This is a genomic window from Streptomyces sp. NBC_00704 (assembly GCF_036226605.1).
Classification (GTDB): domain Bacteria; phylum Actinomycetota; class Actinomycetes; order Streptomycetales; family Streptomycetaceae; genus Streptomyces.
Genome location: NZ_CP109000.1, coordinates 3,721,691 through 3,737,977 on the forward strand (window position 1 = coordinate 3,721,691; position 16,287 = coordinate 3,737,977).

Annotated in this window: 16 protein-coding genes and 1 riboswitch; of the genes, 7 read left to right on the top strand and 9 right to left on the bottom strand. The window is 72.7% G+C overall.

Translation table 11 applies throughout. The annotated features are described in order from the left end of the window. Positions 1–134: 134 nt before the first annotated feature. Together OG802_RS16130 and thrC are read right to left on the bottom strand one after the other, a co-directional pair. Positions 135–410: a MoaD/ThiS family protein gene (locus OG802_RS16130; RefSeq protein WP_329411235.1), complete on the bottom strand. Its 276-nt coding sequence runs from the start codon at positions 408–410 to the stop codon at positions 135–137. Next, the gene (thrC, locus tag OG802_RS16135) at positions 407–1,705 is read right to left on the bottom strand and encodes a threonine synthase (RefSeq protein ID WP_329411236.1); all 1,299 of its coding nucleotides are present in this window, start codon (positions 1,703–1,705) and stop codon (positions 407–409) included. Before thrC ends, OG802_RS16130 begins: the two co-directional genes overlap by 4 nt. An 18-nt stretch (positions 1,706–1,723) precedes the next feature. Continuing rightward, positions 1,724–1,888, bottom strand: a riboswitch (SAM riboswitch). 167 nt (positions 1,889–2,055) lie between these two features. Between thrC and OG802_RS16140 the strand changes: the two genes are divergently transcribed. Then, entirely contained in the window at positions 2,056–3,000 is a 945-nt protein-coding gene (locus OG802_RS16140) for a glucosyl-3-phosphoglycerate synthase (protein ID WP_329411237.1), read from the top strand. 123 nt (positions 3,001–3,123) lie between these two features. Then, positions 3,124–4,557 carry an alpha,alpha-trehalose-phosphate synthase (UDP-forming) gene (locus OG802_RS16145; RefSeq protein WP_329411238.1) on the top strand — a complete coding sequence of 478 codons (1,434 nt, stop codon included), beginning with the start codon at positions 3,124–3,126 and terminating at the stop codon, positions 4,555–4,557. Here the strand turns inward: OG802_RS16145 and otsB are convergent. From otsB to OG802_RS16160, 3 genes are all read right to left on the bottom strand, one after another. Beyond that, positions 4,545–5,462: a trehalose-phosphatase gene (gene otsB, locus OG802_RS16150; RefSeq protein WP_329411239.1), complete on the bottom strand. Its 918-nt coding sequence runs from the start codon at positions 5,460–5,462 to the stop codon at positions 4,545–4,547. The genes OG802_RS16145 and otsB overlap by 13 nt on opposite strands. A 29-nt stretch (positions 5,463–5,491) precedes the next feature. Further along, positions 5,492–5,737, bottom strand: a complete 246-nt coding sequence (locus OG802_RS16155) for a DUF3263 domain-containing protein (protein WP_329411240.1) — start codon at positions 5,735–5,737, stop codon at positions 5,492–5,494. An 83-nt stretch (positions 5,738–5,820) separates the two neighbouring features. After that, a complete protein-coding gene (locus OG802_RS16160; protein ID WP_329411241.1) occupies positions 5,821–7,110 on the bottom strand; it encodes an ABC transporter substrate-binding protein in 1,290 nt (429 codons plus the stop codon). Between the two features lie 121 nt (positions 7,111–7,231). On the opposite strand from OG802_RS16160, the gene OG802_RS16165 reads away from it, so the two are divergent. From OG802_RS16165 to OG802_RS16175, 3 genes are all read left to right on the top strand, one after another. Further along, positions 7,232–8,173, top strand: coding sequence for an ROK family protein (locus OG802_RS16165; protein ID WP_329411242.1), 942 nt, complete (start codon positions 7,232–7,234; stop codon positions 8,171–8,173). Then, positions 8,173–9,414 (top strand): N-acetylglucosamine-6-phosphate deacetylase, encoded by a 1,242-nt coding sequence (nagA, locus tag OG802_RS16170; protein ID WP_443055255.1) that lies wholly within the window; start codon positions 8,173–8,175, stop codon positions 9,412–9,414. Before OG802_RS16165 ends, nagA begins: the two co-directional genes overlap by 1 nt. 139 nt (positions 9,415–9,553) lie before the next feature. Beyond that, positions 9,554–10,483, top strand: coding sequence for a 1-phosphofructokinase family hexose kinase (locus OG802_RS16175; RefSeq protein WP_329411244.1), 930 nt, complete (start codon positions 9,554–9,556; stop codon positions 10,481–10,483). Positions 10,484–10,496: 13 nt separating this feature from the next. Here OG802_RS16175 and OG802_RS16180 read toward each other — a convergent pair whose 3' ends face one another. Both OG802_RS16180 and cdgB read right to left on the bottom strand, forming a co-directional pair. Continuing rightward, a complete protein-coding gene (locus OG802_RS16180) occupies positions 10,497–11,450 on the bottom strand; it encodes a CBM35 domain-containing protein (protein ID WP_329411245.1) in 954 nt (317 codons plus the stop codon). A 147-nt stretch (positions 11,451–11,597) separates the two neighbouring features. Next, positions 11,598–13,280, bottom strand: coding sequence for a diguanylate cyclase CdgB (gene cdgB / locus OG802_RS16185; RefSeq protein WP_329411246.1), 1,683 nt, complete (start codon positions 13,278–13,280; stop codon positions 11,598–11,600). Between the two features lie 330 nt (positions 13,281–13,610). Here cdgB and OG802_RS16190 point away from each other — a divergent pair, with 330 nt between their 5' ends. Together OG802_RS16190 and OG802_RS16195 are read left to right on the top strand one after the other, a co-directional pair. Further along, a complete protein-coding gene (locus OG802_RS16190; RefSeq protein WP_329411247.1) occupies positions 13,611–14,186 on the top strand; it encodes a flavin reductase family protein in 576 nt (191 codons plus the stop codon). Positions 14,187–14,240: 54 nt separating this feature from the next. Next, on the top strand, positions 14,241–14,750 hold the full coding sequence (locus tag OG802_RS16195) for a GNAT family N-acetyltransferase (protein ID WP_329411248.1): 510 nt from the start codon (positions 14,241–14,243) through the stop codon (positions 14,748–14,750). Here the strand turns inward: OG802_RS16195 and OG802_RS16200 are convergent. Both OG802_RS16200 and arfB read right to left on the bottom strand, forming a co-directional pair. After that, the gene (locus OG802_RS16200; protein WP_329411249.1) at positions 14,747–15,661 is read right to left on the bottom strand and encodes a sigma-70 family RNA polymerase sigma factor; all 915 of its coding nucleotides are present in this window, start codon (positions 15,659–15,661) and stop codon (positions 14,747–14,749) included. The genes OG802_RS16195 and OG802_RS16200 overlap by 4 nt on opposite strands. Before the next feature lie 185 nt (positions 15,662–15,846). Next, complete coding sequence (gene arfB / locus OG802_RS16205) at positions 15,847–16,284, bottom strand: alternative ribosome rescue aminoacyl-tRNA hydrolase ArfB (RefSeq protein WP_329411250.1); 438 nt, start codon at positions 16,282–16,284, stop codon at positions 15,847–15,849. Between the last annotated feature and the right edge of the window lie 3 nt (positions 16,285–16,287).

Genomic DNA, 16,287 nt, shown 5'->3' on the forward strand with positions numbered 1-16,287 from the left:
GACCGGGTTCCCCAACTGTACCGCGCTCAACCACACTGAATTGCCCCCTCCGCTTCTATCGCGGAGAGGGCAATTCGGTGAACTCTCGGTAATCGCTGTTACCGACGGTTACTACCGGCGGGTACTGAACGGCGTCAGCCGCCGGCCACGGCGGGGATGATCGAGACGCCGGCGCCGTCCGGGGTCGCCGTCTCCAGGCCCTGCTCGAAGCGGACGTCGTCGTCGTTCACGTACACGTTGACGAAGCGGCGCAGCTTGCCCTGGTCGTCCAGGACGCGCGCGGCGATGCCGGTGTGGTTCTTCTCCAGGTCGGAGATGACCTCGCCGAGGGTCGCGCCCTCGGCCTTCACCTCGGCGGCGCCGCCGGTGTAGGTGCGCAGGATGGTGGGGATGCGGACGTTGACGCTCATACGAGGCCAGCCTCTCGGAAGGAGTCCAGGTTCGGACGGATGGTCGCGGTCAGGCCCGTGCCGGCCACCGCGTCCAGGGTCTTCAGACCGTCACCCGTGTTGAGGACGACGGTGGTCTTCGCCGGGTCCAGGAGACCGTTCTCGATCAGCTTGCGCGTCACCCCGACCGTGACCCCGCCGGCGGTCTCCGCGAAGATGCCCTCGGTCCGCGCCAGCAGCCTGATCGCGTCGACGATCTGCTCGTCGTCCACGTCCTCCACGGCGCCGCCGGTGCGGCGGGCGATGTCGAGGACGTAGGGGCCGTCCGCCGGGTTGCCGATGGCCAGCGACTTGGCGATGGTGTCCGGCTTCTGGGGGCGCACCACGTCGTGCCCGGCCTTGTAGGCGACGGACACCGGGGAGCAGCCCTCGGCCTGCGCGCCGAAGATCTTGTACGGCCTGTCCTCCACGAGCCCGAGCTTGATGAGCTCCTGGAGACCCTTGTCGATCTTCGTGAGCTGGGAGCCGGAGGCGATCGGCACGACCAGCTGGTCGGGCAGGCGCCAGCCGAGCTGCTCGCAGATCTCGTAGGCCAGCGTCTTCGAGCCCTCGGCGTAGTACGGGCGCAGGTTGACGTTGACGAAGCCCCAGCCCTCGCCCGCCGGGTCGCCGATCAGCTCGGAGCAGAAGCGGTTGACGTCGTCGTAGTTGCCCTCGATGCCGACCAGCTCGCCGCCGTAGATGGCGGCCATGACGACCTTGCCCTGCTCCAGGTCGTGCGGGATGAACACGCAGGAGCGGAAGCCCGCCCGGGCGGCCGCGGCGCCCACGGCGCCGGCGAGGTTTCCGGTGGACGAGCAGGACAGGGTGGTGAAGCCGAAGGCGCGGGCGGCCTCGATGGCCTGGGCGACGACGCGGTCCTTGAAGGAGTGCGTCGGATTGCCGGAGTCGTCCTTGACGAAGAGCTTGCCGGGCTCGACGCCCAGCTCGCGGGCGAGGTTGTCGGCCTGCACGAGCTTGGTCCAGCCGGGGTTGATGTTCGGCTTGTCCGCCACGTCGGCCGGGACGGGCAGCAGCGGCGCGTAGCGCCAGATGTTCGCCGGGCCCGCCTCGATGCGCTTGCGCAGCTCCTCCGTGTCGTAGGAGGAGAAGTCGTACGCGATCTCGAGGGGGCCGAAACACTCCTCGCACGCGAAGAGCGGGCCGAGGGGGACGCGGTGACCGCATTCGCGGCAGCTCAGCGCCGCGGCGGGACCGAGGTCCACGGAAGAGGTCGGCGTAGAGTCGGTGGTGCTTGCAACAGTCTGCGCAGCCATGTGAGGCGAGGCCCTTTCTCCTCATCTTCCTCACGACGCATCTCGCCGTGAGACGGATTTGGCACCTTCCCGAGCCGGGAGCCTCGCGGAGCGCGCACCTGGTGATCGGTGTGCGGTACGAGACCGGCTGGAGGGTTGCCGGGGCTTCATCGGGCCGTGTCCCTCTGCCCCTCTGGATGAGCGGTGTGAAGTTGTGAACGGGGGCGACCGGACATGCGATGGTCATCCGCGTTGTTCAAGACTGTAACCGAAGGCCAGGACAGTTGAGATAGTCGTCCGAACCGCGAGATGGATCACACGGTCACCCCCCGCGCACAGGGAGTGATCATGACAGTGAGGAGCCGTGGACCGTGCTGGAAGAAGTCGAGCGCTGGCTGGCCACCCGCTCCTGGTCGGTGGCCGATCGCCCGCTGCACAGCGTCCTGGCCGCGAAACGCGCCACGAACCAGTCGGTGTCCGTCGTCCTGCCCGCGCTGAACGAGGAGGAGACCGTCGGCGACATCGTCGCCGTCATCCGTCACGACCTCATGCACCAGGCGCCGCTCGTCGACGAGATCGTCGTCGTCGACTCGGGATCCACCGACCGCACCTCGCAGGTCGCCGCTGCGGCCGGGGCGCGGGTCGTCCACCGGGACGAGATCCTGCCGCGCATACCGGCCGCGCCCGGCAAGGGCGAGGTCCTGTGGCGCTCGCTGCTGGTCACCACCGGCGACATCGTCTGCTTCGTCGACGCCGACCTGCGGGAGTTCTCCTCCGACTTCGTCACGGGGATCGTCGGCCCGCTGCTGACCGATCCGGACGTGGACCTGGTCAAGGCCATGTACGACCGCCCGCTGGCCGGCGCATCGGGGCAGGGCGGGCGGGTCACCGAGCTGATGGCCCGGCCCCTGCTCAACATGCACTGGCCGCAGCTGGCCGGGTTCGTGCAGCCCCTCGGCGGCGAGTACGCGGCGCGCCGCACCCTGCTGGAACGGCTGCCCTTCCCCGTCGGCTACGGCGTGGAGCTCGGCATGCTGGTCGACGCCCTGCACCTGGTGGGCCTGGACGCCCTGGCCCAGGTCGACGTCGGCGTGCGCAAGCACCGCCACCAGGACGGCCAGGCCCTCGGCCGCATGGCGGCGGCCATCTACCGCACGGCGCAGCTCCGGCTGGCCCGCGGCCACCTGGTCCGCCCGGCCCTCACCCAGTTCGAGCGCGGCCCGTCCGGCTTCGAGCCCCGCACCCACGCCGTGGACACGGAGGAGCGCCCGCCGATGGCCCAGATAGCCGAGTACGCGTCCCGCAGGGTGGCCTAGGAGCAGACCCGAGGCCGCCCGCGGGTCAGCCCGGGCGGCCTGGCGGCCGGCACCGGACGCCGGCGGCGGGCGCCGGGGCCGGCGAACGTTTGAGCGTTTACGGAGCGGGCTAGGTTGAGGCTTATGGCTTCCACGCACGACACGTCCGCCTCCCGCGGTTCCGCTCAGGTACTGGTCGCGTCCAACCGCGGCCCGGTCTCCTACGAGGTGCGCGAGGACGGCTCGCTGCACGCGAAACGCGGGGGCGGCGGGCTGGTCTCCGGTCTGTCGGCCATCGGCCCCGACGCGGGCGCGCTGTGGGTGTGCTCGGCGCTCACCGACGGCGACCGGGAGGCGGTCGCGCGCGGCATCGGCGAGGAGGGCGTGCGGATGCTGCCCGTCCCGGCCGACGTGCACGCCGACGCCTACAACGGCATCGCCAACTCGGTGCTGTGGTTCGTCCACCACATGCTCTACCAGACGCCGCTGGAGCCCGTCTTCGACGCGGAGTTCCGCCGCCGGTGGGCGGCCTACGAGACCTACAACCGGACCTTCGCGCAGGCGCTGGCGCAGGAGGCGGCGCAGGGGGCGTCGGTCCTGGTGCAGGACTACCACCTGTGCCTGGTGCCGGGGATGCTCCGCGAGCTGCGCCCGGACCTGCGCATCGGCCACTTCTCGCACACGCCCTGGGCGCCGGTGGACTACTTCGGCCTGCTCCCCGACGACATCCGCGGGCAGCTGCTGGCGGGCATGCTCGGCGCCGACCGGCTGGGCTTCCTCACCCGGCGCTGGGCGGACGCGTTCAGCGCGTGCTGCACCGAGTTCGCCGGCGGGCCCGGCAAGACGCGGATCGGCGTGCACGGACTGGGCGCGGACGGGGAGTTCCTGCGTGAGCGCTCGCGGCGCGCGGACGTCGACGAGCGCATGGCGGCGCTGCGCGCGGAGATCGGCGCCGCGCCCGACGGCGGGGCGCGCAAGGCGATCGTGCGCGTGGACCGCACCGAGCTGTCCAAGAACATCGTGCGCGGTCTGCTGGCCTACCGGCAGCTGCTGGAGGACCACCCGGAGTGGCACGAGCGGGTGGTGCACGTGGCCTTCGCCTATCCCTCGCGCCAGGACCTGGCCGTCTACCGCGACTACATGAGCGAGGTGCAGCGGGTCACGCAGGAGATCAACTCCGCTTTCGGCACGCCCGGCTGGACGCCGGTGCTGCTGAACCTCAAGGACGACTTCGCACGCTCCCTCGCCGCCTACCGGCTGGCCGACGTGGCGCTGGTCAACCCGATCCGCGACGGCATGAACCTGGTGGCCAAGGAGGTGCCGGTCGTCTCCGACGAGGGCTGCGCGCTGGTCCTGTCCCGGGAGGCGGGGGCCTACTGGGAACTGCGCGACGACGCGATCGTCGTCAATCCCTACGACGTCCTGGAGACCGCGCGGGCCCTGCACGAGGGCCTGACGATGGACCCGCGGGAGCGGGCGGAGCGCTCCGGTCGCCTGGCGGCGGCGGCCACCGCGCTCCCCCCGGCCCGCTGGTTCCTGGACCAGCTGAACGCGCTGCGCGAGCCTCAGCCCAGCTGAGCGGCGAGCGCCCGCAGCAGTTCGACGACCCCGGCGGGGCCGTCCACGACGAGGTCGGCGCGCTCCGCGAGGGCGCCGACCTCGGCGCTGCCGCTGCACACCAGCAGGCCCGGGACGCCGTCGGCGCGGAGTTTCTCCACGGCGGCGAAGGCGGGCAGGTCGCCGAGGTCGTCGCCCGCGTAGAGGACCGCGCCGGCGCCGGTCTCGCGGACGTGCTCCAGCAGGGCGACGCCCTTGTCCATGCCCGGCGGGCGCAGTTCCAGCACCATGCGGCCGGGTTCGACGATCAGGCCGTGCCGGGTCGCGAGGTCGGTCAGGGGGCCGCGCAGGGCGTCGAAGGCGGCCTGGGGGTCGTCGGCGCGGCGGGTGTGGACGGCGACGGCCCGGCCGCCCTTCTCCTCGATCCAGACGCCGGGCCGGTCGCCGGCGGCCGCCAGGACGGCGGGCAGCGCGGCGCGGACGGCGGCGACTCCCGGGTGCGGGGCGGGCGCGCTCAGGGCGCCGGTGCTCGCGTCCCAGCGTTCGGCGCCGTAGTGGCCGAGGACGGCGAGCCGGTCCAGGCCCTCGACGCCGGCGAAGCCGCCGTGGCGGACGGCGACCTCGGCGGGCCGGCCGGTGACGACGGCCACCGCGGCGATCCGCGGCGCGAGGGCCGTGAGCGCGGGGACGGCGTCGGGGTGGGCGCGGGCGTCCTCGGGGTCCTCGACGATCGGGGCGAGGGTGCCGTCGAAGTCGAGGGCGACGAGGGCGGCCGAGGGACGGGCCACGATCGCGTCGAGCGCGGCGCGGCCCGCCGCGGTGACCGGGACGGGCAGGGGCGGGGGCGGGGACGGGGGCCGGGAGCCGGGGGGTGGGGTTCCGGGTGCCGTGGAGTGTGTCCCGTGGTGCGTCTCGTGGGTGCCCATACGGCGACCATAGCCAACGCCCGGCCGGGCTACCGCTCCGCCCGCCGCGCTTCGCGCACCCTGCGCAGCCGGTTCACGGTGACCGGGTCGTGGGCCAGCGCCCGCGGGTCGTCGAGCAGGGCGTTGAGGAGCTGGTAGTAGCGCACCGGCGACAGGTCCAGTTCCTCGCGTATCGCCCGTTCCTTCGCGCCCGGCCCGGCGAAGCCGCGCCGTTCCAGGGCGAGGACGCCCCGCTCCAGCGCCCCCAGCCCGTCCGTGTCCGCTCGCCGTTCCATGCCCGCACGGTAACGCCCGGCGCCGACATCCGGCCCGTCGCTCAGTCCCCGTCGCTCAGTCCCCGTCGCTCAGTCCCCAGCGCTCAGTCCCCGGCGGCGGTCTCCGCGGTCACCGCCGCGGTCTGGAGTCCTCCGAGGACGTCGGCCGGGCTGCCGTGCGCGGTCACGGCCGCGCCGATGCGCTTCTTGACGTCCGCGCTGACCGTCGCCCAGGAGGTCCGTCCGACGGGGTAGCTCTCGGCCAGCGGAAGCTCCTTCAGGAACGGCCGGAGGTCGGCGTCCTGCGGGGCCCCTTCCATGACCTGGGAGGCGGAGGCGGTGACGGGCAGCAGGTCGTACTCGCGGGAGAAGGCGAGGACGTTCTTCTCGCTGTAGACGAAGTCGAGGAACTCGCCGATCTGGTCGCCGTGCCCGTTCTGCTTGAAGGCGGTCATCCAGTCGGCGACGGCCATGGAGTTCTTGGTGGGGCCGTCCAGGCCGGGCATCGGCACCATGCCGAACTTCACGCCCTTGCTCCGGGCCGCCTTCATCAGCGAGGGGTGCCCGTTGAGCATGCCCACGTCGCCCGCGGTGAACGCGGCGAACGCGGCGGCCCGGTTCAGCTTGCCGGGGGCGACCGGGCCGGTGAGGCCCTTGCCGACCAGTTCGTCCTTCAGCCACGCGAAGGTGGCGACGTTCTCGGCGGAGTCGAGGCTGTAGCTGCTGACGGTCTGGTTGTAGCCGCCTCCGCCGCTGAGCAGCCACTGCAGGGTCTCGGCCTGCGCCTCCTCCGGCCCCAGCGGCAGCGCGTAGGGGTATTCGACGCCCTTGGCCTTCAGCGCCCGGGCGTCCTGCGCCAGCTCGGCCCAGGTGGTCGGCGCGGTGACGCCGGCCCGCTCGAAGAGGGTCTTGTTGTAGAACAGCAGTCGCGTGGAGGAGGCGAACGGCATGCCGTACTGCACGTCGCGCACCTTGCCCGCGTCGGCGAGCCGGGGCACGAAGTCGGCCTCGACGGGGATGGAGAGCACGTCGCCGACCTTGTAGAGCCGGTCGGCGGCCGCGTAGTCCGCGTAGGCGCCGATCTGCGCCATGTCGGGGGCGTCGCCCGCGTCGACCATGGCCTTGACCTTGGCGTCGACGTCGTTCCAGGAGTACACGGTGACGTCGACGGTGACGCCCGGATGGCCCTTCTCGTACGCCTTGACGAGCTGGTCCCAGTACTTCTTGGAGCTGTTGGCGGCGCTGTCGCCGTAGTCGGCGGCGACGAGTCTCAGGGTGACGTCGTCGGAACCTCCGGTCAGTCCGCAGCCGGCGAGGACCGCCGCCATGCCGAGGGCGGACGCCGCCGCGATCGTCCCTGACTTTCGTGCCCGCTGCACCGAACCGCTCCTCATCGCCGAACTGACTGACCGTGAGCAACTGATTGCCCATACCAATGGATCCGTTATCCGGAGTAAGGTCTACACCACGTAAGTGGACTAGACCTCTTGCGGGTCCTCGGGCCACACTGTCCCCGTGAGACATGTCATCGCCCTGGACGTGGGCGGCACCGGGATGAAGGCCGCCCTCGTGGGCGCCGACGGCGCCGTGCTGCACCGCGCCCGCCGCGCCACCGGCCGCGAGCGCGGCCCCGACGCCGTGGTCGACGCCATCCTCGGCTTCGCCGCCGACCTGCGCGAACACGGCGTCCGGCAGTTCGGCGAACCCGCCTCGGCGGCCGCTGTCGCCGTCCCCGGCATCGTCGACGAGGCGAACGGCGTCGCCGTCTACGCCGCCAACCTGGGCTGGCGGGACGTCCCCCTGCGCGCACGGCTCGCCGAACGCCTCGGGATCCCCGTCGCCCTCGGCCACGACGTGCGCACCGGCGGCCTCGCCGAGGGCCGCGTCGGCGCGGGCCGCGGCGCGGACCGGTTCCTGTTCGTGGCCCTGGGCACCGGCATCGCCGGCGCGATCGGCGTCGACGGCCGGGTCGAGGCGGGCGCCCACGGCTTCGCCGGCGAGATCGGCCACATCGTCGTACGCCCCGGCGGAATCCCCTGCCCCTGCGGGCAGCGCGGCTGCCTGGAGCGGTACGCGTCCGCCGCCGCCGTCGGCCAGGCCTGGGCGGCGGCGAGCGGCGACCCCGACGCGGACGCCGCGCACTGCGCGAAGGCCGTCGTCTCCGCCGACCCCGACGCCGTCCGGGTCTGGCAACACGCCGTGGACGCCCTCGCCGACGGCCTGATCACCGCCGTCACCCTGCTGGACCCGCGCACGCTCGTCATCGGTGGCGGGCTCGCGGAAGCCGGGGAAACCTTGTTCACACCGCTGCGCGAAGCGGTCCGCCGACGGGTGACCTTCCAGACGCTTCCGCGGATCGTCCCCGCGGCCCTGGGCGACAGCGCCGGCTGCCTGGGGGCCGCCCTGCTCGCCCGCGATCTCCTCGACCCGACCGACCGTACGGAGGTAACCCCCTGATGGCCACCCCCCTAGGGGCGCGGAACGCGACAGCGAGCGGCCCCGCCGCGAGCGCGCGACCGGCCACCACGCACCCGCGGCCCGCGACCGGCGCACGCAGGCAGGTGCTGACCGGCGCCCGGGTGGTGCTCCCCACCGGCACGGTGCCGGCCGGCCGCGTCACGATCGACGGCACGAAGATCACCGCCGACGACCCGCCCGGCGCCCCGCGGGGAACCGTCGTCGACGTCTCCGGCCACTGGCTGGTGCCCGGCTTCGTCGACCTGCACAACCACGGCGGCGGCGGAGCCTCCTTCTCCGGCACCGCACAGGACGTCGAGAGGGCCATCCACACCCACCGCCTGCACGGCACCACCACCCTCGTCGCCTCGACCGTCACCGACGACATGGACGTCCTCGTCCGCCAGGCCGGCCTGCTGAGCGAGCTGGCCGAACAGGGCGACCTGGCCGGCATCCACTTCGAGGGCCCCTTCATCTCCCCGTGCCGCAAGGGCGCGCACTCCGAGGCCCTGCTGCGCGACCCCGACCCGGCCGAGGTCCGCAAGCTGATCGACGCGGCGCGCGGCCAGGCCAGGATGCTCACCCTGGCGACGGAACTCCCCGGCGGCCTGGACTCCGTACGCCTGCTCGCCGAGCACGGCGTGATCGCCGCCGTCGGCCACACCGACGCCACCTACGAGCAGACGGTTCAGGCCATCGAGGCCGGAGCCACCGTCGCCACCCACCTCTTCAACGCGATGCCGCCCCTCGGGCACCGCGCCCCCGGCCCGATCGCCGCCCTGCTGGAGGACGAGCGGGTGACCGTCGAACTGATCAACGACGGCACGCACCTGCACCCGGCCGCCCTGGAACTGGCGTTCCGTCACGCGGGCCCGGGCCGCGTCGCGTTCATCACCGACGCGATGGACGCCGCCGGCATCGGCGACGGCCGCTACCTGCTCGGCCCGCTCGAGGTCGAGGTCAGCGAGGGCGTGGCGCGTCTCGTGGAGGGCGGCTCGATCGCCGGCTCCACCCTCACCCTGGACCGCGCCTTCCAGCGGGCGGTGACGGTCGACCGCATCCCGGTCGAGGACGTCGTCGCGGCCCTGTCCGCCAACCCGGCCCGCCTGCTGGGCCTGGACGACCGGATCGGCTCCCTGGAACCCGGCAAGGACGCCGACCTGGTCCTGCTCGACGAGGACTTCGAGGTCAAGGGCGTGATGCGCAAGGGGGTTTGGGTGGTGGATCCCCGACTGGCCTGAAACGTCCGCCTCCACCGCGACGGTGGCCGACCCGAGCACTGGGCCGGCCGCCGTCTCTTTGGCATGATCAGGCCTCCGGAATCGCGCACCGCGGTACCGAAGCCCCCGCACACGTGCCCGCCGAGGGAGGTCGGCCCCGGTGATCCTCACCGTCACCCTGAACACCGCTCTCGACCTCACGTATCACGTGCCCGCCCTGCGGCCGCACGCCTCCCACCGGGTGAGCGACGTGCGGGAGCGGCCCGGCGGCAAGGGGCTCAACGTCGCCCGCGTACTGGCCGCCCTCGGCCACGAGGTGACGGCGACCGGCTTCACGGGCGGCGCCACCGGCCGGCGCGTGCGGGAACTGCTCGGCGGCACAGCGGGGGTGACGGACGCGCTCGTGCCGGTCGCCGGCGCCACCCGCCGCACGATCGCCGTCGTCGACTCCGGCGCCGGCGACACCACGCAGCTCAATGAACCCGGCCCGGTCATCGCGCCGGCCGAGTGGACCGCCTTCCAGGACGCCTACGGGCACCTGCTCGCCGACGCCGACGCGGTGGCCCTGTGCGGCAGCCTGCCGCCGGGGGTGCCGGTGGGCGCGTACGCGCTCCTGGTGCGCGAGGCGCGGGCCGCGGGCGTCCCCGTGCTGCTGGACACCAGCGGCGAGCCGCTGCGCCGCGGGGTCGCCGCCCGCCCCGACATCGTCAAGCCGAACGCCGAGGAACTGGCCGAACTCACCGGCTCCCACGAGCCGTTGCGCGCGACCCAGGACGCGCGCAGGCGCGGGGCGCAGTCGGTGGTGGCCTCGCTCGGCGCCGGGGGCCTGGTCGCGGCGACCCCGGAGGGCCGCTGGCGCGCCATCCCGCCGGCCCGCGTCCACGGCAACCCCACGGGCGCGGGCGACTCCGTCTGCGCGGGCCTGCTGTCGGGCCTGGTCGAACATCTCCCCTGGCCGGACCGCCTGACCCGGGCGGCAGCCCTGTCCGCGGCGACCGTGCTCTCCCCGGCAGCGGGCGAGTTCGACCGGGCGGCCTACGGGGAACTGCTGCCGCGGATCTCGGCCACGCGCGAGGAAAGCGCGGCCTGAGAGGCGGCGCCCGCTACTTCCAGCCCGCCTCGAGCGACAGCTGGTCGAGGTTGGCGTCGCAGACGTTGCCCTGCTCGCATGAGATCTTGATGGTGTTGGTGCCCTTGTTGAGGATGATGTTCCCCCAGGTGTTCGTCCAGCCCTTCGCGTAGTCGCCCTCGGGGGCATGGGCGAAGTTCTTCATGTTGAGAGGGCGGTCCTGGGGCGTGCCGTTGACCGTGAGCGTGGCGTCCCCGTCCTTGCCGGGCACGCCGTAGGTGAGGTTCAGGGTGTACTTGCCGTCCTCGGGGATCCCGCTGACGCTCCAGGTGACGGCCGCACCGACATGGTTGAAGTTGGCGACATAGGTGCCTCCGGCCGCCTTCGCGCCCTTGACGTCCGAAGCCAGCGAGGTACCGCCCTCGAGACTCAGCGCCTTCGCGTCGATGGCCGGAAGGTCCGCCTTGCTGTCGTCCTCGGAGGCCGACGCGCTCGGCGACGGGCTTCCGGTAGCGGCGGTCGAGGACGACGGCTGGTCGCTCGCCTTGTTGTCGTCCGGGTCGTCGTCGCCGCCCGCCATGGCCACCGCGATGCCGATCACGACCGCGGCGACCACCGCGACCGCGCCGATCAGCAGGCCCTTGGTGTTGGGGCCGCGGCCGCGGCCGCCGCCGTTGTGCACGGGCTGCCGGCCGGTGGAGGGGCCGCCGCCGCCGAAGTTCTCGGGCGCGGCGTAGTGCGCGTTCGGCTGGCCGTACGCGCCCTGCTGCTGCGGGACCACGGGCGGCTGCCCGTACTGCGCGGTCTGCTGCTGCGACTGCTGTCCGTTGCGGCGCTCGCCGACCGCGCGCACCCGGCTGACCGAGTTCGGGTAGCCGTAGCCGCCGCCGGAGGGCGGTTGCGCGCCGTTGGCCTGGCCGTCGGCGTAGAGGTAGCCGAACGGGTCGTCGTCCTCGGGCGGGCTCGCGCCGTTGTTGCCGGGCGTCATCCCTTCGTACTCCTCAACAGTGCGGGGCGGATGCGACACGCGTACGCGGATCCATACGTGTGGGAACTGCGAGCCTACCCGGTCCGCACCCCCCAAACGGGTGACTCGGATCGCAACGGCAGGAGGGCGGGGCCGCTGACCTGGTGATCATCCCGCGCGTCTGTGCTGTTTGGGACGAGATCGTTTCTCGACGTACATGCGCTCGTCGGCGGACTTCAGCACTTCGTCCGCGGTCATCCCGCAATGCGCCCAGCCGATGCCGAAGCTGGCGCCGACCCGGACGGCCCGGCCCTCGGCCCGGATGGGCTGGATGATCTCGTTGCGCAGCCGGACGGCGAGGTCGGCGGCGTCGGCGCGGCCGAGGCCGTCGGCGAGGATCACGAACTCGTCGCCGCCGAGCCGGGCGACGGTGTCGCCGTCGCGGACCTGGCGGGAGAGGCGGCGGGCGACCTCGATGAGGACCGCGTCGCCCGCGTTGTGCCCGAAGCGGTCGTTGATCGACTTGAAGCCGTCGAGGTCGCAGAAGAGGACCGCGAGTCCCTTGGCACCGTCGTCGCGGTCGTCCTCGGGGGCGGCGGTGTGCACGTGGTGGTCGTAGCCGTCGAAGGACTCGGCGGACTCGGCGCCGCCGGGCCGGTAGTCGAAGCCGTGGTCGTCGGCGTCGGCGTCGAAGGCGGTGTGCGCGTAGCCGGAGTCCATGGCGTCGACGGCGGCGGGGTGGGTCGACTGGGGGCGCCGGCAGAGGCGGGCGGACAGCCGCGAGCGCAGTTCCGCGGAGTTCGGCAGGCCGGTGAGGGAGTCGTGCGAGGCGCGGTGGGCGAGCTGGAGCTCGCGGCGCTTGCGGTCCTCTATGTCCTCGACGTGGGTGAGCAGGAAACGCGGCCCGTCGGCGGCGTCCGCGACCACGGAGTTGCGCAGGCTGACCCAGAGGTAGGTGCCGTCGCGGCGGGCGAGGCGCAGTTCCGCGCGGCCGCCCTCCGCCGAGGTGCGGAGCAGGGTGCCTATGTCCTCGGGGTGGACGAGGTCGGAGAAGGAGTAGCGGCGCATCGCGGAGGCGGGGCGGCCCAGCAGGCGGCACAGGGCGTCGTTGGTGCGCAGTATTCGACCGTGCTGGTCGCCGCCCATCTCGGCTATCGCCATGCCTGAGGGGGCGTACTCGAAAGCCTGGCGGAAGGATTCCTCACTGGCGCGCAGGGCCTGCTGCTCGCGTTCGAGCCTGACCAGTGCGCGTTGCATGTTGGCACGCAGCCGCGCGTTGCTGATCGCGATGGCGGCCTGGAAGGCGTACATCTGGAGCGCTTCGCGTCCCCATGCGCCCGGACGGCGCCCGTTGCGCGGCCGGTCCACGGACAGGACGCCGATCAGCTCGCCGCAGGCGCCGCCGCTGCCGGGGGCCGCGGGCGTGTACATGGGGGCGAAGAGCCGGTCCGAGGGGTGCCACTCGTCCTCGAAGCGGGGCGCGGGGCCGTCGGTGTACCACTGCGGGACGTCGTCGTCGTCGAGGATCCAGCCCTCGGTGTGGGGGATGAAGATCAGGTCGCCCCAGGTCTCGCCCATGGAGAGGCGGCGCTCCCAGGAGTCGCGCGAGCCGACCCGGCCGGTGATGAGGGCCTCGGCGGCGGGATTCCCGGCGAAGGCGGCGACGACGAGATCGCCGTCGGGACGCACGAGATTGACGCACGCCAGCTCGTACCCGAGTGCCGTGACCACGCCGTCGGCGACGGTCTGCAGTGTGTCGGCCAGGCTGCGGGCCGTGTTCATGTCGGCCATGACCTGGTGCAGCTGTCGCAGGGACGCAAGACGGACGTACGGCTCCGACTCGGTCTCCATGTGTTTCGCCCTCCCCCCGAGACTTCGCAGCGAATCAAGGGTTGTCTTCGGCGCAACGTCGTTTCTGGTGCTCTGTTGTCGGTGTGTGTCTCCTTGTGACGCCTCCGCCACTGAATCACAGCGCGCTGCTCACTCGGTACACAGGGTCAACAATTAGTACGTCTTGTGACTCAAGTCACAGCCAAACATGAACATTTGAGTGGAGTTTCCGCGTTTTTCCTGTGCGTTTTCTGAACACGGACAGAGACCGGATTCGGTCCGCGGTCCTACGACCCTACTCGGGCGGAGGTCCGATGCGGGGCGCAATGATCGGACACTAGCGTTTCGGATGTGTCCCCCGATCTGCTCAACACCGTGCCGAAGACCCCTGCCGTGCATCCTGAGGGGGTGAGCAACGACGAGTTCCGCGCCGCCATGTCCCGGCTCGCCGACGGCGTGGTCCTGGTGACCGCGCGCGAACCCTCCCTCGACCCCGACGACCCCGGCGCCCCGGACGCCGAGGACGTCGGCATGACGGCGACGTCCTTCGTGTCCGTCTCCCTCGACCCGCCGCTCGTCCTGGTCGGCCTGCGCACCGGCTCCCGCATGGACGACCTGCTCGACGAACAGCCGCTGTGGGCCGTGTCGGTGCTCTCCGAGCACCAGCGCCACATCGCCGGCCGCTTCGCCATGAAGGGCCGCATCAGCGACCGTCTCCTCTTCGAGGACCTCCCCTGCGTGCGCGGCGAGGCCGGCGGCGCCCTCCTCCTCGGCGGCGCGCTGGCCACCCTGGAATGCCGCACCGAACAGCACGTGACCGCGGGCGACCACACCCTGGTGATCGGCCGCGTGCTGACCGCGGCCGTCCCCGACGCGCACGGCGGCCCCCTGGTCTACTTCCGGGGCCGCTACCGCCAGTTGGGCTGACCCCGGCGGAAATGCCGTGGCCGGACCGGGAACCACGCGCTTAGGGTGCCGGACATGACAGGGACGACAGACTCCGCCGCCGGGGCGACCGCCACGAGTTCCCCCCTGCGCCTCGTGGAGATCACCGCCGCGAACTTCGAGGCGGCGACGGCCGTCCGCGTCCACCCCGACCAGGAGTTCGCGGTCTCGCCCGTCATGAAGTCCCTCGCCGAGGCCTACGTCCACCCGGGCGTCGCCTGGCCGCGGCTGATCATGGACGGCGACCGGACCGTCGGCTTCCTCATGGCGTTCCTCGACATCGACTGGAACGGCCGCGGCGACGGCAGCCTGATCCGCTCCGGCCTGTGGCGGCTGAACATCGCCGCCGGCGAACAGGGCTGCGGCTACGGCCGCTTCGCCGTCGAGGCCGTCGCCGCGGAACTGCGCCGCCGCGGCGCCGGGGAGATGTACGTGACCTGGCACGAGGGAGAACACGGCCCCGAGGACTTCTACCTGCGCCTCGGCTTCCGCAGGACGGGCGAGAAGAGCGACGGCGAGACCGTCGGCGTCCTCACTCTGGACTAGAGCGGGGCTTCAGCGGGCTGGTCCCCGTCCCGGTCGCCGTCCCCGTCGGGCGGCAGCAGCGTCACCTCCAGCCGGGCCAGCCGCGCCGGGTCGGTCGTGACGTCGATCAGGGCGATCCGGTCCCGGACGAAGGTGAAGGCGAGCGTGCGCTCCACCCGGCCGTCCACCAGCACCGCCAGTCCCGTCGCACCGTCCACCAGAGCGGGCCCGGCCACGAACGAGAGCCGGGCGAAACCCGACGCCCCCCGGGCCACCGCGCTCGCGCCCGCCGTCACCAGCGTCTCCGAGCGGGCCACGACATCCGGATCCAGCACCGCCAGCAACCCGTCGAAGTCCCCCTCCCGGGCCGCCGTCAGGAAGGCGTCCACCACCCGGCGCCGGCGGACCGGGTCGACCTCCGGCTCCGCCGCCCCCCGCACCCGCCGACGAGCCCTGCTGGCCAGCTGCCGGGCCGCCTCCGGACTCCGGTCGACGATCCCCGCCACCTCCTCGAACGGCACCCCGAACAGATCGTGCAGCACGAACGCCAGCCGCTCCGCCGGGGACAACGTGTCCAGGACCACCAGCAGGGCCGTGCCCACGGACTCCGCGAGCAGCGCGTCCTGCGCCGGATCGGGCTCCGCCGCCACCCCCGGCGTCCAGCTCTCCAACGGCTCCTCGGCACGCGAGCGGCGCGAACGCAGCATGTCCAGGCACACCCGGCCGACGACCGTCGTCAGCCATCCCCCGAGATTGCCGATGCCCCCGGCCTCGCCCCGCCCGGCGTTCCGGCTGAGCCGCACCCACGCCTCCTGCACCGCGTCGTCCGCCTCCGCGGCCGAACCCAGCATCCGGTGCGCCACGGCGCGCAGCCGCCCGCGGTGCGCCTCGAAGGACTCGGCCAGGAAGCCGTCGTCATCCGTCGTCGTCATCGGTCGCATCCCTCGTCACCCTCCGGAAGCCGGCCGCGAACCGGAACCCGCATCCGCATCCGCATCCGCATCCGGCCGACGTGATCGCCACAGTCACGGGAATGACGCACGACACGCCTGGAACGTGACAGCCGGACGCCGGACGCCACGGCACGTCGGGACCGGGCGGGACGACGCCGCGCCGCTCAGCCCCAGTCCCGGCCCGTCCGGCCCCGCTTCGTCTCCGAACGCTGCTTCTTCTGCCGCAGCCGCCGCTCGTTGATCCCGCGCGGGATACGGGTCGGCCGGCGCGGCTTGGGCGGCGGCGCGGTCGCCTCCGCGAGCTGCGCGGCCAGACGCACCGCCGCGGTCTCCCGGTTGCGCCACTGGGAACGGTGCTCGGAGGACCGGACGGTGACGACGCCGTCGACGAGCCGGCCCGCCAGCCGCTCCAGCGCCCGCGCCTTCCACACCTCGGGCAGCGCCTCGGTGCGCTCCACGTCGAAGCGCAGCTCCACCTGCGAGTCACTCGTGTTGACGTGCTGCCCGCCCGGCCCCGAAGACCGCGAGAAACGCCACATCAGCTCGGCCTCGGGAAGCGAGACGGAGCCGCGGACGACATAGGGACCAGACATGCCGACCATGTT

Coding starts and splice junctions, on each gene's coding strand:
- OG802_RS16130 (WP_329411235.1), bottom strand. CDS start 410: ATGAGCGTCAACGTCCGCATCCCCACCATCCTGCGCACCTACACCGGC.
- thrC (WP_329411236.1), bottom strand. CDS start 1,705: ATGGCTGCGCAGACTGTTGCAAGCACCACCGACTCTACGCCGACCTCT.
- OG802_RS16145 (WP_329411238.1), top strand. CDS start 3,124: ATGGCTTCCACGCACGACACGTCCGCCTCCCGCGGTTCCGCTCAGGTA.
- otsB (WP_329411239.1), bottom strand. CDS start 5,462: ATGGGCACCCACGAGACGCACCACGGGACACACTCCACGGCACCCGGA.
- OG802_RS16155 (WP_329411240.1), bottom strand. CDS start 5,737: ATGGAACGGCGAGCGGACACGGACGGGCTGGGGGCGCTGGAGCGGGGC.
- OG802_RS16160 (WP_329411241.1), bottom strand. CDS start 7,110: ATGAGGAGCGGTTCGGTGCAGCGGGCACGAAAGTCAGGGACGATCGCG.
- nagA (WP_443055255.1), top strand. CDS start 8,173: ATGGCCACCCCCCTAGGGGCGCGGAACGCGACAGCGAGCGGCCCCGCC.
- OG802_RS16180 (WP_329411245.1), bottom strand. CDS start 11,450: ATGACGCCCGGCAACAACGGCGCGAGCCCGCCCGAGGACGACGACCCG.
- cdgB (WP_329411246.1), bottom strand. CDS start 13,280: ATGGAGACCGAGTCGGAGCCGTACGTCCGTCTTGCGTCCCTGCGACAG.
- OG802_RS16195 (WP_329411248.1), top strand. CDS start 14,241: ATGACAGGGACGACAGACTCCGCCGCCGGGGCGACCGCCACGAGTTCC.
- OG802_RS16200 (WP_329411249.1), bottom strand. CDS start 15,661: ATGACGACGACGGATGACGACGGCTTCCTGGCCGAGTCCTTCGAGGCG.
- arfB (WP_329411250.1), bottom strand. CDS start 16,284: ATGGTCGGCATGTCTGGTCCCTATGTCGTCCGCGGCTCCGTCTCGCTT.